Origin of the sequence: Cuneatibacter caecimuris (assembly GCF_004216775.1) — a bacterium.
GTDB classification, from domain to species: domain Bacteria; phylum Bacillota; class Clostridia; order Lachnospirales; family Lachnospiraceae; genus Cuneatibacter; species Cuneatibacter caecimuris.
Genome location: NZ_SGXF01000004.1, coordinates 89262 through 109567, shown reverse-complemented (window position 1 = coordinate 109567; position 20306 = coordinate 89262). Strand labels below are relative to the sequence as shown.

The following is a 20306-nucleotide window of genomic DNA, read 5'->3' as shown; positions in this document are numbered from 1 at the left end:
TTTATGACCCCAGATTTCCATAAACAATACAGGCCGCTGACTTCCCGGCCGTTTCTTCGCGGATACGCTTACTCTGAATACGCCCCCAGTGGCTGCCTTGCTCCCTACATAGCTTGTTTTTGGGAGGCGGGAGAGGTAAAGGAAGGTGCGGGGGAGAGGAAGGTGCTGGTGATACCGGATACCTGCGCGGATATTATCATTCATATAAATTATACCAGACAAACAGTGAGCAGCCGTATCTGCGGGGTTGCAGATTCCCCCGCAGTATCAGTGCAAAAGCCGTCTGGCGATAGGGAAACTACTTTTGCGGTTCGTTTTTATTTTTGGGCGGTACGTTTGTTCCTGAATGTGAAAATGAGCGAACTGTACAACCAGGTTCTTAATCTTGAACTGGTGGACAAAGAAGCTGCGGGAGAGTTTAAAGCTTTTTTAGATATAACAGAAACAAGTGGACGCATTGCCTGGCTGGAAAGGTTTTTGCTGAACAGGCTTCTGCAGGCAACCGTGAAAAGACAGTGCAATTTTAACGTATACAACGCCGTCGACCGGATATTAAAAAATTCCGGGAGCATATCAGTCAAAGAGGTATGCGGATATGCCAGCATCAGCCAGAGGCAGATGGAACGGCTTTTTATGCAGGACATCGGCCTTTCTATCAAGCGTACGGCAGACCTGGTACGTTACCAGAATGTGTGGTGCGACGTGGTCAGGCAGGACGTATTGAATATACAGGATACGGTTTACCGTTACGGCTTTGCGGACCAGTCCCATCTGTTAAATGAGTTTAAACGTTTTCATGGCGTAACTCCCCGGCAGGCGAAGGAAATCGCACTGTTAAACCTGTAAAATGGCGCTTTTTTTCAAGACATAAACACTCTGTCATGATAATATTAAATTTCAAAGGAACAGAGATATATGGAGGAGAAGCAATGTTTTTTGAATTATCGAAAAAGTTTAAGTAAAAATAAAAAGATCAGCCAGAAGGAAGCGGAGTTTATCAGAAACACGCAAAACCCTGACGGCACATGGAATATAACATGGAACTGGGGTATGTATCCCGAGGAATGGCATATCAGCAAAAACAGGTGGAAATCGGATGTGATTATAAAAAATGTCCGGTTTGTATCTGAAATGGAGAAATGAATACATGAATTATATGAAAGCAAACAAAGAGGCGTGGGAAGAAGCATTTGACCACAGGAGGGACGGGTGGGGAGAAGACGTTGTGGAGAATATCCGCCGCAGGCCGGATTTCTATATCAATCCGACGATTAAGTCTGTACTGGACCAAGCGCAACTGGCTTCTAAAAAAATAGCGCATTTCTGCTGCAATAATGGCAGAGAATTATTATCAATTGTCCAATATTATGGGGCGGAGGGAACGGGATTCGATATTGCTGAGAACTTAGTTTCCCAGGGAAACAGATCTTCCGGAGAGCTGGGACTTTCCTGCGACTTCATAGCGGAGAATATATTGGAGATCGGGCCTGAGCACTATCAATCATTTGATATTGTTCTGTTTACCATCGGCGCAATCACCTGGTTTCAGGATCTGGAAGCACTTTTTAAAGTTGTTTCCCTCTGTCTGAAAGACAAGGGAATGATGATCCTGCATGAGATCCATCCGGTAATGAATATGCTTCCCCTTCCGGGAGAGGAGGGTTACAGAAGCGATATTCCGGTTGTCCTGGAACACAAATACTTTACGGAGGAACCCTGGCTGGAGACAAGTGGAATGGGCTATATTTCCGGGGAATACGAATCTAAAACATTTACAAGCTTTGCACATTCTATGTCAGAAATTGTCAACGGTATTTTGAAATCTGATATGGAAATAAAACTGCTGAACGAGTATGATTATGATATAGGGCTTTCGGATGCGTATGAGGGTAAGGGACTGCCTTTGTCTATGCTGTTGGTGTCCGCGAAGAGGTAAAGAAGCGGACACAGATAGGAAGGAACGTGATGGATTGAGAAAAAATAAAAAGGGCCAGGTATATTATTGGCGGACTGATATTGCCGACGATTCCCCAGGCATTGGAGCAGACAACTTTTATTACAAATTTGGCAGAGGGCACTTTTCAGGCGGGATTTGCCAAAGGTATATTCATTGGATTACGAATCATAGGCGTTTGCCTTTTCGCCTATGGAATTGCATACTATGCAGGAAAGGTAAAGGAACAGCAAAGTGAGTGAGAAGGTTACGTTTCATGATTTTATAGGAAGTGTGGATGCAGAAAACCAGGAATTTGTCATAGACATGCATGATGAGCTGATGAAGCGGGGCTGCAAAACAGATGTGAAGCTGGCCAGAAGCGGCTACTTGGTTACCTACAGTCTGAATAAAAAGTCAATCGCCAACTATGTGTTCCGGAAAAAAGGATTGCTTGTGAGGATTTATGCAAATCATATAGCTTCCTATATGGGGGTTTTAGACACGCTGCCGGAAGATATGGCCCGGGCTGTCTGTGAGGCTCCTGTATGCAAGCGTCTGGTGGACCCGTCTGCCTGCAATCCGAAGTGCTCCATGGGATATGACTTTCTTCTGAAAGGCCAGCGCATGCAGAAATGCCGTAACGGTGCTTTTATGTTTTTGCTGAGCGAAGAGAATAACCCTTTTGTGAAAACATTATTGCTGCGTGAAGCAGAGGCTTCTGCTTTATAAAAAGGGAAGGTGAGAAAGGTGAAACGCTGTATTGTATCAGCCGGAACAGCGTAAACAGAAATAGTCAGGAGGTAATACAATGTCTGTTCCGGAAAAAAAGATATATCCACGTACAGGTGATAAACAGACGGTGTATCTGGATGGTGTGGTAAAAGATCCCAGTATAACCGCAGGCGCATATACCATGTACAATGATTTTGTAAATGACCCCATGGATTTTGAAAAAAACAATGTACTGTATCATTATCCTGTAAACGGGGATTGCCTGAAAATCGGTAAGTTTTGTTCTATCGCCTGTGGAGCAAAATTTATTTTTACCAGCGCGAATCATACGCTGGATTCCCTGTCCACCTATCCATTTCCGCTGTTCTATGAGGAATGGGATACGCCGGTTTCAGAAGTTGCCCAGGCCTGGGACAATAAAGGGGATATTATCGTTGGCAGCGATGTTTGGATTGGCTATGAAGCGGTGATTCTGTCAGGGGTCCATATCGGAAATGGGGCAGTTATTGGCGCGCGAGCTGTCGTTACAAGAGATGTGGAACCCTACGCCATCGTAGGCGGGGTCCCTGCAAGGACGATCCGGAAGCGGTTTGACGAGGAGACGGTTCGGGCGCTGGAGTCTCTGCACTGGTGGGATCTCCCTGCCCGGCAGATCAAGGAGCTTCTGCCAGCCATAAAAAGCGGGGATATCAGGGCGCTAATGGAAGCTTACAGGCGGCTATGATAATGTAGAAAGTGTTGACGAAGCCAGGCAGTTCAGGTTCAGGAACTGCCTGGCTTCAAATATTTAACAGCAAAACATTCTGAAAAGGCTTGCTCATGACGCAGCGTAATGAAGTACAATAGAATGGCAGGAGGAACTGAATGTGAAAAGTAGCATCGGGGATAGCGAAGAATATATGACAGTGGGAGAAGTGGCGGAGAAAACAGGTACCACAGTGCGCACTTTACAGTTCTATGACAGAAAAGGGCTGTTGTGCCCTTCCGCACAGAGCAAGGGAGGCCGCAGGCTTTATACCTATAAAGATATGGTCAGGCTGCATCAGATTTTGTCCCTGAAATCTCTGGGATTTTCTTTGAACGAGATAAAAAATCATCTGAGTTCTCTGGACACTCCTGATGAGGTGGCTGCTGTTCTTTCAAAACAGGCTGCCGACCTTCGGCAGAAAATACAGAGGCTGTCAGAGGCGGCGGAGGAAATTGACGCGCTGAAGGCAGAGGTGATTCAGATGCAGTCGGTTGATTTTAAAAAATATGCGGATATAATTGTAAATTTGCAAATGAAAAATGAGTACTACTGGCTGATCAAGCATTTTGACAATAAGATGATGGATCATATTCGCAAAAGGTTTACCAAGGAGAGCGGAGAAGTCTTTATCCGGGGATTTAATAAGGTATGCGATCAGATTCTGGAGTTGGCTGCCAATCACGTTTCTCCTGAAAGTGAAGATGCACAGAGGCTTGCAAAAGCATTTTGGAATATGATTGTTGAATTTACCGACGGGGATATGAGCATGCTGCCTCAGCTGATGGAAATCGGCAAATTTGAAGGTGCAAAGGATGGATGGAAACAAAAACAGGCTGCTGTAAATGCCTATATTGAACCAGCCTTAGATGTATATTTTACAAAACAGGGGTATGACCCGTTTCAGGAGGAATAAAATGCGCTATGCCGTGCAAGTTGAAAATCTAAAAAAAAGTTATGGGAACCATGAGGTGCTCAAAGGTCTGAACTTCAGCGTAAGGGAAGGAGAAATTTTTGCTTTGCTGGGCGTGAACGGAGCGGGAAAAACAACTGCTCTGGAATGTATTGAAGGGCTTTTAAAATATGACGGCGGTAAAATAACGGTGAGCGGGAAAATGGGGATACAGCTTCAGTCTTCGTCTTTGCCGGAACACATTAAGCCGCTGGAAGCCATAAAATTATTCGCGAAATGGAACAAAACAGCTGTGGATTCCTCTGTTATAACTGCGCTGGGCATAGAGGAACTGGCAAAAACCAGTTATTGCGGGTTGTCCACAGGCCAGAAGAGGCGCTTGCATCTTGCCCTTGCGCTGATCACAAGACCGGATATCATCTTTCTTGATGAACCGACAGCAGGACTTGACGTGGAGGGGCGTATCTCTCTGCACGGACAGATACGGAAATTAAAGGAGCAGGGAAAGACCATCATTCTGGCCAGCCATGATATGGCGGAGGTGGAAAGCCTTTGCAGCCGTATCGCAGTACTGCGCGAAGGGATTATTATTTTTGAAGGGACAGTAGACGAGTTGACCGCCAGAGTCAGTAAGCGGTATAACATCCGGATCATAACGGAAAAAGGAGAAGAAAATTACGAATCAGAGGACGTGGGGGAAACGCTGCTGCATCTGCTTTGGCGGTACCGGGCAGATAATATTTCTGTGCTGGATATCCGGGTGGACAGAGGCAACCTGGAACAGCATTTTATCGATATCACAAATGGAGGCGGCAAATGAAAGCATTTATATATGGAATTGGGCTGCAGTTTAAATTAGACATACGCAGCAAGACCCTGCTGATTACTTGTTACGCGGTACCGCTTTTGTTTTTTGCCATTATGGGAGGGATTTTTACTTCCCTGATGCCGGAGGCAAAAAACACGCTGATTCAGTCTATGACAGTGATGGGCGTTTCTATGGGAGCATTTATCGGCCTTCCGCCGTCGCTGGTGGAGATCTATGGGGGCCCTATTAAAAAAATGTATAAAGCCAACGGAGTGCCATTATATTTCGGGCTGGTGTCCACAGTTTTATCGGCGTTTTTGCATCTCTATATCATGAGCGGAATTATTTTTGCTGCTGCGCAGCTTATGTACGGCGCCGTTCCTCCGGCTGACCTGCCGCTGTATTTTGCCTTTCTGTCTGTTTTTCTGGCGGTATCGGTCAGCGTGGGCAGTGTTCTGGGGCTGCTGGTGAAGCATCAGGCGAAATTGACCATGCTTTCCCAGTTGATATTTTTACCTTCTATTATGCTTTCAGGAATTATGTTTTCAGCTGACCTGCTTCCCGGATTTCTGGTTTATATGGGAAAATTGTTTCCTGCGTCCTGGGGATACATGCTGCTGACAGATACAGGTTCCCGCTTCTGGAATCTTTCAGCCCTGTTTGTGATTTTTGCGGCGTCGGCCGCGGTTTGCGGTATTATTTTGAAAAAAATGCAGTCCAGATAAATTTAATTTTCACCGGAAAGTTTTTCTGCCAGCAGATCCAGATTGTGAACCGTTTCTCTATTGAGAAAATGCTCAATTTTTTCCGCCTGCTCCAGTTCATCCTGAGATTTGTTCAGAAGGCAAAGGAACCGGCAGATCACCTCATGGCGGTACAGGAGATAACGGCCGGTTTCCAGGCCTTTCTGCGTCAGCCTGATATATCCGTATTTTTCTGTAGACAGGTAGTCCGAAGCAGTCAGGTGCTGTATCATTTTTGTGACAGAGGAAGGCCGGACATGCAGGTTGTCCGCCAGATCGCGGACTCGAACTCTGGCACTGGGATTTCCCTGAAGAATCCTGCAGATCATTTCCAAATAATCTTCCATAGAGGCTGTCAGGTCAGCGTTTTCGTTGATCTGATAGCCTTTCATTGTGTAAAATCCTTCCCGCTGACCGCTCATAAGCCCTCCCGAACCGCCCCTCCTTTACATTGGTAACCAAACAGGAGCGGATAGAATATGATGTAATAAAAGTTTCCTTATCCTAAAATTATTCGAAAGGGGTTTTTTTATGAATCGTCCGGCTTCTCTGAACGATATTCTGCCCGGACAGCGGGCGGTAATCAAGGAACTGGGGGTTTCCGGAAGCATGCGAAGAAGGCTTCTGGATATTGGCCTGATTGAAAATACTGAGGTGGAATGTTTGGGGCGCAGCCCCGGCGGCGATCCTTCCGCATATCTGATCCGCGGGGCTGTAATTGCGATCCGCTCCGAGGATTGTTCCAATATATTTATCACGGATTAAAAGGAGAGGAAAATGGGGCTGACAAACAGTTCAATCGGGATAAAAGCAGTGGATATGGGACTGTCTGTTAAAAAACAAAGTGAAAATGACCGGGTAGTGGCGCTGGCGGGAAATCCTAACGTAGGGAAAAGCACAGTCTTTAACGCGCTGACCGGCATGAACCAGCATACCGGGAACTGGCCGGGAAAAACGGTAGCCAATGCCCAGGGCTTTTGCAAAACAGAACGCCATTCTTATGTCATGGTGGATATCCCGGGAACCTATTCCCTGATGGCTCATTCCGCGGAAGAAGAGGTGGCCAGGAACTTTATCTGCTTTGGAAAACCGGACGCCGTTGTGGTAGTCTGCGACGCAACCTGTCTGGAACGCAATCTGAATCTGGTGCTGCAGGCAATGGAAATATCCCCCCGGGTAGTGGTTTGCGTCAACTTGATGGATGAAGCCAGGAGGAAAGGAATGCAGATTAATCTGGAGGCTTTGTCAGATAAACTGGGGGTTCCTGTAGTAGGGACTTCCGCTCAGAGGAAAAAAGGTCTGGAAGGGCTGATGAAGACGCTGGACAGAGTGGTGGAACAGAAGCCGGGAAGGCGCGCCGTTACCGTACAGTATCCCCAGGAGATAGAAAAATCGGTAAAAATTCTGGAGCCGGCGGCAGAAGAATGCGCCGGGGGAAAGCTGGACAGCAGATGGCTCAGTCTGCGTCTTCTGGATGAAGACCCATCTCTTGAAAAAGAAATAAAAGACTTTCTTGGAAAAGAATTTTCAGAAAGAGGAACTCTTTTCCGGGCGGCAGAGCAGGAAAAGCAAAGGCTGAATGCGCTGGGAATCGGGCCCGATCAATATAAAGACCTCACGGTCTCCGCTTTGGTAAATCAATCGGAAGAAATCTGCAGGGAAACAGTAATTTACAGAAAAAAATCTTATCAGGATCTGGACAGGAAAATTGACAGGGTCCTTACCAGCAGATGGGGCGGCTATCCGGCCATGCTGCTGCTTCTTGCCGCGGTTTTCTGGCTCACCATTGCGGGGGCAAATTATCCTTCCCAGTTATTGTCGGAAGGGTTGTTTTGGATTCAGGACCGGCTGACAGACCTGTTTATCTGGCTTCATGCCCCTGCCTGGCTTCACGGGGCATTGGTATTGGGGGTATACAGAGTTCTGGCCTGGGTGGTATCCGTTATGCTCCCCCCCATGGCAATCTTTTTTCCCCTGTTCACATTGCTGGAAGATGCAGGCTATCTGCCCAGAATCGCTTACAATCTGGATAAACCGTTTAAGCGGTGCTGCGCCTGCGGCAAACAGGCGCTGACCATGTGCATGGGGTTTGGCTGCAATGCTGCGGGAATTGTGGGCTGCAGGATCATTGATTCTCCGAGGGAACGGCTCCTGGCCATTCTGACCAACAGCTTTGTACCATGCAACGGCCGTTTTCCCATGCTGATCGCGATTCTTACCATGTTTTTTGCCGTGGCTGGGGGAGGGGCCTTTTCTTCCCTGTTTTCTGCGCTGCTGCTTACAGCGGTTATTCTGACGGGTATTCTGGCCACCTTTGCTGCCACAAAACTGTTGTCGAAAACGTTGCTGAAGGGGGTACCGTCTTCTTTTACCCTGGAACTTCCCCCGTACCGTAAACCTCAGATAGGGAAAGTAGTTATACGGTCTGTATTTGACAGGACTCTGTTTGTGCTGGGCAGAGCGGTGGCGGTAGCCGCCCCCGCCGGGCTGATTATCTGGCTGGCTGCAAACGTTACAATCAGCGGGGTCAGCATTCTGAATCACTGCGCCGCTTTTCTGGACCCTTTTGCCAGGCTGATGGGGCTGGACGGAGTGATTCTCATAGCGTTTATTTTGGGATTTCCAGCCAATGAAATTGTGGTTCCCATTATCATCATGGCATATATGGCTCAGGGCAGCATCCTGGAATTAGGCAGTCTGACGGAAATGAAGGAGCTGTTTTTGCAAAACGGCTGGACCTGGGTGACCGCAGGGTGCACGGTTCTGTTTTCCCTGATGCACTGGCCCTGTTCCACCACACTGCTGACGATTAAGAAAGAGACGGGAAGCTGGAAATGGACTGCTCTGGCCGCGGTGATTCCAACGGCTGCCGGAATTGTGGTCTGTATTTTGTTTGCCGCATTGGGACGGCTGTTTGTGTAGCTGCCTGTGAATAAAAGGATAAAATTGTGGAATTCTCTTGCTGTCTGTGTTAAAATAAGTGGAAAACATATGGAAAACCAGAAAGGCAGGCTTGCATGAGCATTTGGCACGATATAAGAGAAGACAGGATTTTTCCCACAGATTTCATCGCGGTCATAGAGATTTCAAAGGGTAGCAAGAAGAAGTATGAATTAGATAAAGAAACAGGGCTGATCATTCTGGACAGGATTTTGTATACCTCCACCCATTATCCGGCAAATTATGGTTTTATCCCCAGGACTTATGGCGACGATAAGGACCCGCTGGATGTGCTGGTGCTCTGTTCTGAGCCTCTGGAACCCATGACGCTGGTTCGCTGCTATCCGATCGGCGTGATGAAAATGATTGACAACGGGATGGGGGATGAGAAAATCATTGCTATTCCTTACAACGACCCCACCTATCAGATGTATACGGAAATCCGTGAACTCCCCCCGCACCTGTTGGAAGAGATGAAGCATTTTTTTCAGGTATATAAGGAGCTGGAGGGTAAGCAGACAGAGGTGGATGAATTTTATGACGCTGCGGAATCTGTGCGGGTGATTCAGCATTGCATTGAAAATTATAAAAAAGTATTTGGTTCCAAATGAAGACAGGAATTTACTGGTATAGTACCACGGAGAAAAAGAAAACAGAGGAACTGCTGGAGATTGCTGCAGCGCGGTACTGGGGGGCAGCGGAAAAAGGAGAGAACCGGAGGCTGGTCAGGCCAGCCGGAGGAAAACCTCGTTTTATTAACGCGCCCGGCAAAGAATTTTCTGTTTCTCACAGCGGGGACTGGTGGGTATGCGCGCTGGCGGATCGTCCGGTAGGAATAGATCTGCAGCAGCATACCAGGCTGAAGGGAGAAGAACCGGACGCTGCTGCTTCCCGATACGGGAGGATGGCGGCGCGTTTTTTTCACCCGGAGGAGAAAGAGTATGTTCTGGAAAAAGATGTGTACCGCCGCTTTTTTCGGATTTGGGCAGCAAAAGAAAGCTATGTGAAATATACAGGACAGGGGATCAATTCTGATTTTGGGAAATTCTCTGTGTTGCCTGAGGGCGGTTTCCGGCTGGAAGAGAAGGCGGGAAAAACCCTGAGCTGGCGGGCGGCGGGAGCCTGGTTTATACAGGTTCCCGCTCCGCCAGGCTACACGCTGTGCTTCTGCAGCGCCGGGAAGGCTGAAGTGACGGTATCAGAATTCTAAAAGATTGAGCCCTACCTCATTGCTGAACTTACGCCCTGCTTCTCCGTCCAGAACAGTGATGAATAATTCGGCTGTCGCGCTGATCACCGCCCTGCTCAAATGCCCCGCGTGGCATTCTCCTGTGACGGGATTGCCGATGGTGATATGAAGGTGGAGATAAGGCTTTCCCTCCATCCGGGTAATGTTGCCGGTGAGAGAGCTGATTTCATAGGCGCCGGCGAAAGTTTGGCTGTAATACTGTTTTTCTCCTGGTTGGAAAATGCCAAGCGTCACTTCTCCGGCCGCGCCCAGGCCGCTCACTGCGGCCAGGGACAGGCCTTCCTTTTCTGCCAGGGCGGCCAGGGACTCCAGGATTTCATCACCGGCATCCAGCCGCACTGCGTAAACAGAACCATATCTGCGGTATTGCATGATTATTCACATCCTTTATGTTATTCTGATTATCAGTGTATATTTTCAGAATAAAGTTGTCAAGCTCCGTAAAAAATTTGCTTGCCTTTCAAGAAGGATATGTTATGATTATATTTAAGAAAGTATGCCGGTACAGCCGGAAGAAGGAGGAGTATATGTCTAAAAGAAACGATGCGCTGAAAAATGTTCTGAGCCAGCAGGATGTATCCTGGGCAGAGGGGATTTTTGAAAAGATTCAGGAGAAAATGGCCTGGGTGAGCGAGAAGTCCAAGGATAAGATTCCTTATACAACAATCAACGGAACTTACGACAACCGGGCTTTTGACGGAAAAGATAATGTATCAGAACTTGGAGTGTGCTGGTGGACCAATGGATTCTGGGCAGGCATGCTGTGGCAGATGTACCATGCGACAGGGGATAAGCGCTATGCGGAAATTGCAAAGTTTACCGAAGAGCAGCTGGATCACTGCCTGGAAGGTTATTATGGGCTGCATCATGACGTGGGATTCATGTGGCTGCACAGCGCCGTGGCGGATTACCGCCTGACAGGAGACGCAGACGGCCGCCGCAGAGGAATGCATGCCGCCAATATACTGGCAGGGCGTTTTAACCCGGTGGGAAAGTTTATCCGGGCGTGGAACGATAACGAGGAAACCGGAGAGAAGAAGACGGGTTGGGCGATCATCGACTGCATGATGAATATACCGCTGCTGTACTGGGCTGCTGAGGAAACAGAAGATCCCAGATACAAACAGATCGCTATGATGCATGCGGATACAGCGATGGGCAGCTTCATCCGCCCCGACGGCTCTTCCAATCATATTGTGGAATTCGATCCCAACACCGGCGAGCTGGTGCAGACCTTCGGAGGCCAGGGCTATGAGAACGGATCCGCCTGGACCCGCGGGCAGTCCTGGGCAGTATATGGCTTTACGCTGAGCTACCTGCATACAGGAAAGCAGGAATATCTGGATACGGCAAAGAGAGTGGCTCATTACTTTATTTCCAATATTCCGGAAGACGGATTTATTCCGGTTGATTTCCGTTCCCCCAAGGAGCCCAAGTGGGAGGATTCCACAGCGGCGGCAATCACAGCCTGCGGCCTGATCGAGCTGGCAGGGTGTGTGAGCGAGCATGAGAAGCATCTGTACCTGGATGCCGCAATGAAGATGCTGAAGGCGCTGGGAGACCATCGGTGCAACTGGACAAAGGACTGCGACAACATCGTGGAAAAATGTACTGCTGCATATCATGATAAAGAGCACGAGTTTTCCATTATTTACGGCGATTATTTCTTCATCGAAGCGATCCTGAAGCTTCTGGACAAGGACTTCCTGATCTGGTAATAATAACATAAATAGCCGCGGCAGGGCTACGGATGAATTTCCGGGCTTTTGCCGCGGTTTTTAGATAACTCTGTCTTGAATCGCCTGGGCTTTTATGCTAAGATAGATAACAGCGTATACAAGGACTTGTGTTTATACCACAAAAAGACACAAGCAATAGATAGAGGAGAGATAAAATGGAACAGGAGCTGCACGGTCCGTCAGTGACCAGAGAAGAGGACGCCTATCTGATGTCCAGAGAAGCTGTGACTAGGATGAAGGAGTTGATGAAAGAACCGATCCACCCTTCCAGGATGGAGAAAGAAGATCTGGAGCGGCTGGCTCAGGTGATGCTGGAAGCCCTGAACTGGTTTGACCGGGAGTATTCCTATCTGGATGCGGAGAATCGCCTGCTTCAGGAACTGCTGGAGGAACATGGAGTGAGTAAGGTTGAATTTTTAAGCCGCACCATGCAGTTTGTCACGGAGGATTTCAGGGGAATTTTGCATAATTTCTGGGAGTGATGCCATGCAGTATATTGTGATGGACCTGGAGTGGAACCAGAGCCCCAAGGGCAGGCCCATGCAGGACAGGGGCCTGACTTTTGAAATTATTGAAATCGGCGCGCTGAAATTGAATGAAAAAATGGAGATCATCGGAGAATTCCAGGAACTGGTGAAGCCGCAGCTGTATCCGAAAATCCATGAAATTATACAGGAGATGGTCCGCATCGCTCCGGAAGAGCTGGCAGCTGCCAGAACATTCCCGGAAGTGGTGAAGGACTTTTTTGCGTGGTGCGGAGATGATTTCAGATTTTGTACCTGGGGGACCATGGATTTGCCGGAACTCCAAAAGAATATGGACTTCTACGGCGTGGAGAATAGCTTTCCCATTCCACTGTATTATTATGATATACAGAAATTATTCAGCATCTGCTTTGACGACGGAAAGAGCAGAGTTTCTCTGGAAACAGCGGTAGAGCAGCTGGAGCTGGAAAAGAAAACAAAATTCCACCGGGCTAAGGCAGACTGCTATTATACGGCGCTGATCCTGGAGCTTCTGGATTGGAAAAAGGCTGGCCGGCTGGTTTCGGTGGACTACCACCGCCTGCCTGCCGCCAGAGAGGAAGAAATCTATCTGGTATTTCCCGATTATTCAAAATATGTGTCCCGGGAGTTTGACTCAAAAGAAGAGGCGCTGCAGGATAAACGGGTAGCTTCCGCCACCTGTTATCTGTGCAGGAAAGCCCTGCGGAAAAAAATCAAATGGTTTTCTCCCAACGGCAAGAATTATTATTGCCTCGCCCAGTGTCCGGAGCACGGCTTTCTGCAGGGGAAAATCAGGATGAAAAAATCTGATAGCGGAAAAACCTTTGCAGTTAAGACGCTGAAGCTGATTCCGGCGGAGAGGGCGGCTTTGCTGCGCGTAAAACAGCAGGAGGTCCGTGAAAAGAGAAAAATAAAGAATCAGGAGCGCAGGCAGAGGCAAAAAAATGAAAACGAAGAGTGAAGCGGACCCGGGGTCTTATTTATTTTCTAATCTGGATTTGAAAAAACTGATCATCCCTCTTGCCATTGAACAGACCCTGGCAATCACAGTGGGCATGGTGGATATCATGATGGTATCCTTTGCGGGGGAAGCGGCGATTTCAGGCGTTTCTCTGGTGGATATGATCAATAACCTGCTGAACGCTGTATTCGCCGCCCTGGCGACTGGAGGGGCTGTGGTGACGGCCCAGTTTATCGGAGCGAAGAGAAAAGATATGGCCTGCCGCTCTGCAAAGCAGCTGAATGTGGTGGCGGTGATGATCGCTGCGGTGATCATGGCGGCGTGCCTGGCGCTGCACAGGCAGGTGCTGGGGCTGCTGTTCGGGGATATCGAGGATGCGGTGGTGGAGAGCGCGGCGACGTATTTTCTTATTTCAACCCTGTCCTATCCTTTTCTGGCAGTTTATAATTCCAACGCCGCGCTGTTCCGCTCTATGGGGAATTCCAAGATTTCCATGAAGGTTTCCGTGCTGGTAAATCTGATCAACGTTTTGGGAAACGCGTTTTGCATCTTTGTCCTGCATATGGGCGTGGCAGGCGTGGCGATCCCCACGCTGATCAGCAGGATGGCCGGCGCGGTGGTGATGTTTTTGCTGCTCCGGCATCCGGATAATCTGATTAATCTGCGGAAAGAAGATTCTTACCGGCCTGATTTGGGCATGATCCGGAAAATTTTATATATCGGTATTCCAAACGGCCTGGAGAGCGGTATTTTTCAGCTGGGCCGGGTGGTTGTGGTCAGCATTATCGCTACCTTCGGCACCGTGCAGATCGCGGCGAATTCCGTGGCCAACAGCATAGACGGCATGGGAACCATTGTAGGGCAGTCCTTTGGCCTGGCCATGATTACGGTGGTGGGACAGTGTGTGGGAGCGGGGAGCGAAAAGCAGGTCCGGTATTATACGAAAAAACTGCTGAAGCTGGCGTACCTGTTTACTGCAGTGGTGAACAGCCTGATCCTCATCGCTTTGCCCCTGATCCTGAAGCTCTATGCGCTGTCCCCGGAAACTACAGAGCTGGCCTGGATTTTGATCATGATCCATAACGGCACCGCCATTTTGCTCTGGCCTCTGTCCTTTACCCTTCCTAATGCCCTGCGCTCCTGCAATGACGTGCGCTTTGCCATGGTAACCGCTGTGTTCTCCATGATCGCCTTCAGAGTGCTGTTCAGCTACATACTGGGCGCTTGGCTGGGGCTGGGAGCCATCGGCGTGTGGATTGCCATGATCATGGACTGGATATTCCGCGTCATCCTTTTCGCATGGAGATGGCGAAGCGGGAAATGGAAGGCGAAAGCTCATTTGGCATAAAAAATGGGCTGAATCCGAATAGAGCCGTCTGATAGCGCAGAGAATAGGGGAAAAGGAGGGCTGGCCATGTGCGGCAGGTATTATATCGACCCGGAAGCGGTGCGGGAAGTGGAAAAACTGGTAAATGAGATTGACGCTTCGTTAAAGGTAAAGGCGCAGAGGGATGTGCACCCTTCAGAGGACGCCCTGGTGATCTGCGGCAATTCCAGGGGGCTGCTGGCGGAAAAGATGAGGTGGGGATTTCCCATGCATACTGGAAAAGGGCTTTTGATCAACGCCAGGGCGGAAAGCGCTGCGGAAAGAAAAACCTTCCGGGACAGTGTGATGAACCGCAGGTGCGTGATTCCTGCGGCCGGTTTTTATGAATGGGACAGGCAGAAGGAGAAGGTCACATTTTATCGGGAAGATTCCCCGGTCATTTACCTGGCCGGATGCTACAGCCGGTATGAGGATCGGGAATGCTTTGTGATTCTGACTACGGAAGCGAACCCGTCTGTGGCGGAAGTCCATGGGAGGATGCCGCTGATTCTGGATGGAGAGGAAGTTGGACGGTGGATCGGGGACGCGGGCTGGACGGAACAGGCACTGGGGAAAACGCCGGTTTTGCTTGAGAATAGAAGAGGATATGAACAGATGAGGCTGGAGGATTTGATTTAATCTTTCTGGCCTCTTTTTTTCTTTGAAAAAATAATAAGCTTATAGAAATAATTTTAACCTTAAAATTAATTTCCTGCCTGAAGTTCATATTTTAATTATTTTAGTATTACTTATCACTCCAGCAGAGTTGGAAAAATGTAGAAAATTGTTGAAACATATCAGCTGAAACCCATTACAATAAAATCAATAGCGAATTAATATCAATGCTCTGAGGGGCTTCGCTATAAAATGCACCTTTCCTCCGGGACAGCTGACGTATTTGCTGAAACATTGGGTACAATAAAAAAATACAGTAAGCAATCATATGCACTACAGGAGGAACAACAAATGGAGACAAGAAGAATCACACAGAAACAAACGAAAGCCTTCTGTCAATATCTGATCCAGGGAGAAAAAAGCACGGCTACCGTAGAGAAATATCTCCGGGATGTCCGTGCTTTTTCTGCCTATATTGGGGATGGACTGGTAACAAAGGAAGCCGTGCTGGGCTATAAAAAAAATTTGCAGGATAGAAATTACGCCGTACGGTCAATCAATTCCATGCTGGCGAGCCTGAACAGCCTGCTTGCCTTTTTAGGATGGACAGACTGCAGGGTAAAGAACTTAAAGCAGCAGAATCAGGTCTACTGCACTGAAGAAAAGGAACTGACAAAGGCGGAGTACCTGCGCCTGTTGGAGGCAGCAAAGAAGAAGCCGCGCCTGCATCTGGTAATGCAGACCATCTGCGCTACAGGAATCCGAGTTTCGGAATTGCGGTTTTTTAGCGTTGAGAATGTAAAGAAGGGAGAGGCTGTCGTTCGATGTAAGGGAAAAAGTAGGAAGATCTTGATCCCCAGCAAGCTGAGTAAATTGCTCTTGAAATATGCCAAAAAAGAAAAAATCCGTTCCGGCGTAATTTTTATTGACCGAAACGGCAGGCCTTTAAACCGGAGCTGTATCTGGGCGCAGATGAAACAGCTTTGCCAGGCTGCCGGGGTGAAGCCCGGAAAAGTATTTCCACATAATCTGCGCAAGCTGTTTGCCCGTACCTTTTACGGAATTGAAAAGGATATTGCGAAGCTGGCCGATATCCTGGGCCACAGCAGCATTGATACTACCCGGATTTATATTATGACTACTGGTATTGAGCATCGCAGGAAAATTGAAAGGCTGGGTCTGGTAATTTAGAAAAAAAAACGACATAATTCACATTATGTCAATAATTACAGCCCCCAAAAGCGCTTATCCTTTTTAAAGTTAAAAAAACTATATCATACATAACCCTAAAAATCAAGTCCCGTAAGGAAAAGAAGTGCATTTCATTTTTCAAACCGTATAAAAAGCCTTGCAAAAGTAATACAGGCATCACAAAATAACCCTTTTCGTAGTTTTTTTGAGAAAACGAAGAAGGGTATCTATTTGTGCGCTTTAAAAGGGGAAAACGTTTCAATGCAAGGAGCGCTTCCGCCTTATTATTGTAACATAATGTGAATTATGTTGTATTCACCCTTTGGACGTCAGTGCTTTTCTTTTATAGCAAAATACTTCTGCCGATGACAGAAAGAAGGCGGTACATAAAATGCTATGAGTAAAACAGTAAAAAAAATATGGAATTGGTTTACGACGGTACTGGTAACGGCTGCTGTGCTGCTGGCCGTTGCCCTTGTGGGCATCCGGATTGTGGGATTCCAGGTGTTTACGGTTCTCTCCGGTTCTATGGAGCCAACTTATCATGTGGGTTCACTCATCTATGTATGGGATGTTGACTACAGGAAGCTTCAACCCGGCGATGTCATCACTTTCCTGCTGGATGAGGACACCGTGGCTACGCACCGCATTGTGGAAATTGTTTCCGATGATAATGACCCGCAGATTTTGCGTTACCGAACAAAGGGAGACGCCAATGAGGCTGAGGACGGGGCTTTGGTTCATTATAAAAACATCATTGGTTCCCCGGTGTTCAGTATTCCGATGCTCGGATATTTCGCGAATTATATCCAGACTCCCCCGGGAACCTATGTAGTGATTTTTGCCGGGTTTGTTCTGCTGCTGCTGTTCTTTCTGCCGGACTTGATTTTTTCTGCTAATCAGGACAAGAAGCAGCAGAAAAGGCGGGGCGATCTTAAGCGGCCCCGGGGAAATTAAGGCGGGGTACGTGAGGAAAATGCCGCAAGGCTTTCCATATAAAATTTTAAAGGAGGTTTTCTGTATGAAGAAAACAAACAAAGTTTTGCTCCTGGGCCTCTGTGCAGTATTGCTTGTGGCTGCCTCTGTGCTGGGAACTGTGGCTTACCTGACTTCCAGCGATTCTGTTACCAACACATTCACCGTGGGATCCGTGGCCATAACCCTGGACGAGCAGGATGTGGACAACAGTACCGAAGGAGCTGACCGTGACCAGGCCAATGCTTACAAGCTGATGCCAGGCCATACTTATACCAAGGACCCCATCGTCCATGTAGCTTCCACAAGTGAAGATTGCTATTTGTTCGTGAAGGTTACTAACGAGATCATTGACATCGAGGATGAAAACAGCGTAGCGGCCCAAATGGCCGACAAGGGCTGGATCGCTGTAGATGCAGTCAACGGCGTATATGTTTATACTACAGATAGGGCTAATCCTGCTGTTGTTTCCGCCAATGCCAATGTGCCCGTCTTTGAAACTTTCACCATAGCAGGCTCTGTAACAAACGAGACTCTGGCTGAATATGAGAACAAGACCATTACTGTTACTGCTTACGCTATCCAGGCAGACGGCTTCCAGAACAAGACTGCATCCGAAATCTGGAATATGGCTAAATTTGATACTGCCGGTAACTGATTCTCTGTGGCTTTCTCAGAGAGACTGAGAGTCTGATCTGTGGAAATGGGATCCATCCAAATTAATGGGGAAGGAAATACACAATATGAATATGAGGAAGAAAACGATTGCGCTGCTGACTACTTTGGTATTGGCTTTAGGCTGCATTATCGGCGGTACAGTGGCCTGGCTGACAGCGCGGACCAATCAGATCGTTAATACATTTACCACCAGCAATATCGATATTACCCTGGAAGAAACCACTGGTATGAACTATAAAATGGTTCCAGGCCATACCATTGCCAAGAACCCCAAGGCGGCTGTGATTGTCGGAAGTGAAGAATGCTATCTGTTTGTCATGTTGGAGAAGTCCGCGAACTTCGATTCTTACCTGGCTTTTGAAATGGCAGATGGCTGGATTGCGCTGGATAATGTTGAAGGTGTGTATTACCGCACAGTAACTGCCAGCCAAATGGGTACTGAATACAGTGTCCTGAAGGATGATCAGGTCAGTGTGAAGGGCACGGTTACTAAAGAGATGATGGATACCCTGTCCCCTCAGACCGATCCAATCCTATCTATAACCGCTTATGCCTCCCAGCTTCACAAAAATTCTACGGAGGATTTCACGGCCGCCGAAGCATGGACTAACATAGGTCCTGCTTCCCAAAATTAACCTGGATGCTTTTTTGTATGGCTCGGATGTATATACCGAACCAGTATTCATAATGCGAAAGGAAATAAGAAAATGAAAAAGAAAATTCTGGGTTTCTGCCTGGTCGCGTCACTGGCGGCAGCTGTTATAATGGGGGGGACCCTGGCCTATTTCACTGATACCGATGCTCAAACCAATGAATTTACTGTTGGGAATATAAAGGTTGACCTGTTCGAGGACTTCAATACAGGGAATCTGCCCTTGATTCCGGCGGTGGAAGTTATGGATGAGCAAGGCAATAGCTTCTTCGAAAACGCCATTGAGAAAGAAGTATATGTGAAGAACATTGGCGATCAGAATGCCTATATCCGCGTACATATCGCCGTTCCTGCTGTAAATGACTGCGAAGGTAACAATGCCATCTGCATGCTCCATAGCAATCTCACCGTGGGGGATGGCAAATGGAACTGGAGCAGTGCCATTGATGGAGAGGAAGATCCTTCGAATAGCGCTGACTGGAATATGTATGGCTTTGTTCGGATCGGCGGGGTCAACTATAAAGTTTATGTTGCCACCTATGAAACTGCACTGAAACCGGATGAAACTACTGTTGATGCAATAGATAGTGTTTATATGGCTCCGGCCACTACCCAGGAAGACATCGCCAGCTGGCCCGAAGGTTGGAATCATATCTATGTCGTTACAGAGGCTGTTCAGGCCGATGGCTTTACAGATGCTTATACCGCGCTGAATACAGCATTTGGCACTCCCGGTTCTGAGGGCTATACTGCGCCGGATTTTACTGCCCATGGTCATGACCAGACTTTTATTGAGATGACAAGTGCCGAAGGCAAATGATTTTTTATCCATAATCAATCTCGTACCTATGATTCGCTCCCTCTGGAGAGGGGGAGCGGGTATAGGAGAGTATCCGAAGAAAAGTTTTCGGATATTCTCCTATGGCGCATAATGACTCTGACCTATCTCAAAAAAGAAAGGAGCTTGTAAATATGAAGAAAAAACTGCTTACTTTGGCCATGGCAGTGAGCTGCCTGGCAATCATCACCGCCGGAACCTTGGCCTACTTTACATCGGAGGATACGGCTCACAATGTAATCACCTCCGGCGGGATAAATATTGAGGTGGTGGAGAAAACACAGGGCGAGGACGGAATCCTGACAGACTTCCCGGAGGAAGGGATAAGAGGTGTGATGCCCGGTTCTGATGTCAGTAAGATCGTTAGTGTAAAAAACACCGGCGAAAGCGAAGCCTGGATTCGTGTCCGGGTCGAGGCCGATGTGAAGGGGATTGACGGCGCAGATCTGCCGCTTAGCATCGAGGGGACAGGTCCGGTATTGACCTACGCTGTAGGCAGCTGCTGGATTCTGGGGGAAGACGGCTATTACTATTATACCGTACCGGTTGCCCCGGGGCAGTTTACGGAGATCCTCTTTGATACTGTGACCTTTGCTTTTGAAATAGGCAACGAATATCAGGGCTGTACGGCCAATATTATAATTGCCGCTCAGGCTGTCCAGGCTTCTATTAACGGTGAGACAGTAATGGATGCTAAGGGTTGGCCGGAATCGTAAGGA

At 48.0% G+C, this 20306-nt stretch carries 25 protein-coding genes; 23 read left to right on the top strand and 2 right to left on the bottom strand.

Translation table 11 applies throughout. The features are described from left to right. Nucleotides 1-3: 3 nt before the first annotated feature. The 8 genes from EV209_RS10680 to EV209_RS10645 all read left to right on the top strand — a co-directional run bounded on the left by EV209_RS10680 (nt 4) and on the right by EV209_RS10645 (nt 5859). On the top strand, nt 4-846 hold the full coding sequence (locus tag EV209_RS10680; RefSeq protein ID WP_130435455.1) for a helix-turn-helix domain-containing protein: 843 nt from the start codon (nt 4-6) through the stop codon (nt 844-846). Between the two features lie 90 nt (nt 847-936). Further along, complete coding sequence (locus EV209_RS10675; RefSeq protein WP_130435454.1) at nt 937-1143, top strand: hypothetical protein; 207 nt, start codon at nt 937-939, stop codon at nt 1141-1143. Nucleotides 1144-1147: 4 nt separating this feature from the next. After that, the gene (locus tag EV209_RS10670; protein WP_130435453.1) at nt 1148-1936 is read left to right on the top strand and encodes an SAM-dependent methyltransferase; all 789 of its coding nucleotides are present in this window, start codon (nt 1148-1150) and stop codon (nt 1934-1936) included. 252 nt (nt 1937-2188) lie between these two features. Further along, entirely contained in the window at nt 2189-2665 is a 477-nt protein-coding gene (locus EV209_RS10665) for a hypothetical protein (protein ID WP_130435452.1), read from the top strand. Between the two features lie 79 nt (nt 2666-2744). Further along, nucleotides 2745-3392 (top strand): CatB-related O-acetyltransferase, encoded by a 648-nt coding sequence (locus EV209_RS10660; protein WP_130435451.1) that lies wholly within the window; start codon nt 2745-2747, stop codon nt 3390-3392. Nucleotides 3393-3534: 142 nt separating this feature from the next. Then, entirely contained in the window at nt 3535-4329 is a 795-nt protein-coding gene (locus EV209_RS10655) for a MerR family transcriptional regulator (protein WP_330521117.1), read from the top strand. Between the two features lies 1 nt (nt 4330). Then, on the top strand, nt 4331-5146 hold the full coding sequence (locus tag EV209_RS10650) for an ABC transporter ATP-binding protein (protein ID WP_130435450.1): 816 nt from the start codon (nt 4331-4333) through the stop codon (nt 5144-5146). Continuing rightward, nucleotides 5143-5859, top strand: a complete 717-nt coding sequence (locus EV209_RS10645) for an ABC transporter permease (RefSeq protein WP_130435449.1) — start codon at nt 5143-5145, stop codon at nt 5857-5859. The genes EV209_RS10650 and EV209_RS10645 overlap by 4 nt, the downstream gene beginning before the upstream one ends. 2 nt (nt 5860-5861) lie before the next feature. On the opposite strand, the gene EV209_RS10640 is transcribed toward EV209_RS10645, so the two are convergent. Continuing rightward, a complete protein-coding gene (locus EV209_RS10640; protein ID WP_130435448.1) occupies nt 5862-6299 on the bottom strand; it encodes a metal-dependent transcriptional regulator in 438 nt (145 codons plus the stop codon). A 109-nt stretch (nt 6300-6408) separates the two neighbouring features. On the opposite strand from EV209_RS10640, the gene EV209_RS10635 reads away from it, so the two are divergent. The 4 genes from EV209_RS10635 to EV209_RS10620 all read left to right on the top strand — a co-directional run bounded on the left by EV209_RS10635 (nt 6409) and on the right by EV209_RS10620 (nt 10027). Continuing rightward, entirely contained in the window at nt 6409-6642 is a 234-nt protein-coding gene (locus EV209_RS10635; protein ID WP_130435447.1) for a FeoA family protein, read from the top strand. Nucleotides 6643-6654: 12 nt separating this feature from the next. After that, on the top strand, nt 6655-8799 hold the full coding sequence (gene feoB / locus EV209_RS10630) for a ferrous iron transport protein B (protein WP_130435446.1): 2145 nt from the start codon (nt 6655-6657) through the stop codon (nt 8797-8799). A gap of 95 nt (nt 8800-8894) precedes the next feature. Continuing rightward, nucleotides 8895-9428, top strand: a complete 534-nt coding sequence (locus EV209_RS10625) for an inorganic diphosphatase (RefSeq protein ID WP_130435445.1) — start codon at nt 8895-8897, stop codon at nt 9426-9428. Then, on the top strand, nt 9425-10027 hold the full coding sequence (locus tag EV209_RS10620) for a 4'-phosphopantetheinyl transferase family protein (protein WP_130435444.1): 603 nt from the start codon (nt 9425-9427) through the stop codon (nt 10025-10027). The genes EV209_RS10625 and EV209_RS10620 overlap by 4 nt, the downstream gene beginning before the upstream one ends. Here the strand turns inward: EV209_RS10620 and EV209_RS10615 are convergent. After that, complete coding sequence (locus EV209_RS10615) at nt 10016-10438, bottom strand: PPC domain-containing DNA-binding protein (RefSeq protein ID WP_130435443.1); 423 nt, start codon at nt 10436-10438, stop codon at nt 10016-10018. The genes EV209_RS10620 and EV209_RS10615 overlap by 12 nt on opposite strands. 155 nt (nt 10439-10593) lie before the next feature. On the opposite strand from EV209_RS10615, the gene EV209_RS10610 reads away from it, so the two are divergent. The 11 genes from EV209_RS10610 to EV209_RS10560 all read left to right on the top strand — a co-directional run bounded on the left by EV209_RS10610 (nt 10594) and on the right by EV209_RS10560 (nt 20303). Further along, on the top strand, nt 10594-11784 hold the full coding sequence (locus EV209_RS10610) for a glycoside hydrolase family 88 protein (protein WP_130435442.1): 1191 nt from the start codon (nt 10594-10596) through the stop codon (nt 11782-11784). A 176-nt stretch (nt 11785-11960) separates the two neighbouring features. Then, entirely contained in the window at nt 11961-12287 is a 327-nt protein-coding gene (locus tag EV209_RS10605) for a hypothetical protein (RefSeq protein WP_130435441.1), read from the top strand. Between the two features lie 4 nt (nt 12288-12291). Beyond that, nucleotides 12292-13272, top strand: a complete 981-nt coding sequence (locus EV209_RS10600) for a 3'-5' exonuclease (protein ID WP_130435440.1) — start codon at nt 12292-12294, stop codon at nt 13270-13272. Beyond that, nucleotides 13256-14620, top strand: a complete 1365-nt coding sequence (locus tag EV209_RS10595) for an MATE family efflux transporter (RefSeq protein WP_130435439.1) — start codon at nt 13256-13258, stop codon at nt 14618-14620. The genes EV209_RS10600 and EV209_RS10595 overlap by 17 nt, the downstream gene beginning before the upstream one ends. A gap of 66 nt (nt 14621-14686) precedes the next feature. After that, entirely contained in the window at nt 14687-15277 is a 591-nt protein-coding gene (locus EV209_RS10590) for an SOS response-associated peptidase (RefSeq protein WP_130435438.1), read from the top strand. A 327-nt stretch (nt 15278-15604) separates the two neighbouring features. Beyond that, the gene (locus tag EV209_RS10585) at nt 15605-16444 is read left to right on the top strand and encodes a tyrosine-type recombinase/integrase (protein ID WP_130435437.1); all 840 of its coding nucleotides are present in this window, start codon (nt 15605-15607) and stop codon (nt 16442-16444) included. A gap of 396 nt (nt 16445-16840) precedes the next feature. Continuing rightward, on the top strand, nt 16841-17401 hold the full coding sequence (locus EV209_RS10580) for a signal peptidase I (RefSeq protein WP_130435436.1): 561 nt from the start codon (nt 16841-16843) through the stop codon (nt 17399-17401). A gap of 64 nt (nt 17402-17465) precedes the next feature. After that, nucleotides 17466-18077: a SipW-dependent-type signal peptide-containing protein gene (locus EV209_RS10575; protein WP_165388903.1), complete on the top strand. Its 612-nt coding sequence runs from the start codon at nt 17466-17468 to the stop codon at nt 18075-18077. Between the two features lie 85 nt (nt 18078-18162). Continuing rightward, on the top strand, nt 18163-18732 hold the full coding sequence (locus tag EV209_RS10570) for a TasA family protein (RefSeq protein WP_165388902.1): 570 nt from the start codon (nt 18163-18165) through the stop codon (nt 18730-18732). 72 nt (nt 18733-18804) lie between these two features. Further along, nucleotides 18805-19569, top strand: a complete 765-nt coding sequence (locus EV209_RS10565; RefSeq protein ID WP_130435433.1) for a TasA family protein — start codon at nt 18805-18807, stop codon at nt 19567-19569. A gap of 152 nt (nt 19570-19721) precedes the next feature. Then, entirely contained in the window at nt 19722-20303 is a 582-nt protein-coding gene (locus tag EV209_RS10560) for a SipW-dependent-type signal peptide-containing protein (RefSeq protein ID WP_165388901.1), read from the top strand. Nucleotides 20304-20306: the final 3 nt, after the last annotated feature.

What these genes read in the sequence shown, in the direction of transcription:
- EV209_RS10680 (WP_130435455.1), top strand. Translation starts at nt 4, where the DNA reads ATGACCCCAGATTTCCATAAACAATACAGGCCGCTGACTTCCCGGCCG.
- EV209_RS10670 (WP_130435453.1), top strand. Translation starts at nt 1,148, where the DNA reads ATGAATTATATGAAAGCAAACAAAGAGGCGTGGGAAGAAGCATTTGAC.
- EV209_RS10660 (WP_130435451.1), top strand. Translation starts at nt 2,745, where the DNA reads ATGTCTGTTCCGGAAAAAAAGATATATCCACGTACAGGTGATAAACAG.
- EV209_RS10650 (WP_130435450.1), top strand. Translation starts at nt 4,331, where the DNA reads ATGCGCTATGCCGTGCAAGTTGAAAATCTAAAAAAAAGTTATGGGAAC.
- EV209_RS10645 (WP_130435449.1), top strand. Translation starts at nt 5,143, where the DNA reads ATGAAAGCATTTATATATGGAATTGGGCTGCAGTTTAAATTAGACATA.
- EV209_RS10640 (WP_130435448.1), bottom strand. Translation starts at nt 6,299, where the DNA reads ATGAGCGGTCAGCGGGAAGGATTTTACACAATGAAAGGCTATCAGATC.
- EV209_RS10635 (WP_130435447.1), top strand. Translation starts at nt 6,409, where the DNA reads ATGAATCGTCCGGCTTCTCTGAACGATATTCTGCCCGGACAGCGGGCG.
- feoB (WP_130435446.1), top strand. Translation starts at nt 6,655, where the DNA reads ATGGGGCTGACAAACAGTTCAATCGGGATAAAAGCAGTGGATATGGGA.
- EV209_RS10625 (WP_130435445.1), top strand. Translation starts at nt 8,895, where the DNA reads ATGAGCATTTGGCACGATATAAGAGAAGACAGGATTTTTCCCACAGAT.
- EV209_RS10620 (WP_130435444.1), top strand. Translation starts at nt 9,425, where the DNA reads ATGAAGACAGGAATTTACTGGTATAGTACCACGGAGAAAAAGAAAACA.
- EV209_RS10615 (WP_130435443.1), bottom strand. Translation starts at nt 10,438, where the DNA reads ATGCAATACCGCAGATATGGTTCTGTTTACGCAGTGCGGCTGGATGCC.
- EV209_RS10610 (WP_130435442.1), top strand. Translation starts at nt 10,594, where the DNA reads ATGTCTAAAAGAAACGATGCGCTGAAAAATGTTCTGAGCCAGCAGGAT.
- EV209_RS10605 (WP_130435441.1), top strand. Translation starts at nt 11,961, where the DNA reads ATGGAACAGGAGCTGCACGGTCCGTCAGTGACCAGAGAAGAGGACGCC.
- EV209_RS10600 (WP_130435440.1), top strand. Translation starts at nt 12,292, where the DNA reads ATGCAGTATATTGTGATGGACCTGGAGTGGAACCAGAGCCCCAAGGGC.
- EV209_RS10595 (WP_130435439.1), top strand. Translation starts at nt 13,256, where the DNA reads ATGAAAACGAAGAGTGAAGCGGACCCGGGGTCTTATTTATTTTCTAAT.
- EV209_RS10590 (WP_130435438.1), top strand. Translation starts at nt 14,687, where the DNA reads ATGTGCGGCAGGTATTATATCGACCCGGAAGCGGTGCGGGAAGTGGAA.
- EV209_RS10585 (WP_130435437.1), top strand. Translation starts at nt 15,605, where the DNA reads ATGGAGACAAGAAGAATCACACAGAAACAAACGAAAGCCTTCTGTCAA.
- EV209_RS10580 (WP_130435436.1), top strand. Translation starts at nt 16,841, where the DNA reads ATGAGTAAAACAGTAAAAAAAATATGGAATTGGTTTACGACGGTACTG.
- EV209_RS10575 (WP_165388903.1), top strand. Translation starts at nt 17,466, where the DNA reads ATGAAGAAAACAAACAAAGTTTTGCTCCTGGGCCTCTGTGCAGTATTG.
- EV209_RS10570 (WP_165388902.1), top strand. Translation starts at nt 18,163, where the DNA reads ATGAATATGAGGAAGAAAACGATTGCGCTGCTGACTACTTTGGTATTG.
- EV209_RS10565 (WP_130435433.1), top strand. Translation starts at nt 18,805, where the DNA reads ATGAAAAAGAAAATTCTGGGTTTCTGCCTGGTCGCGTCACTGGCGGCA.
- EV209_RS10560 (WP_165388901.1), top strand. Translation starts at nt 19,722, where the DNA reads ATGAAGAAAAAACTGCTTACTTTGGCCATGGCAGTGAGCTGCCTGGCA.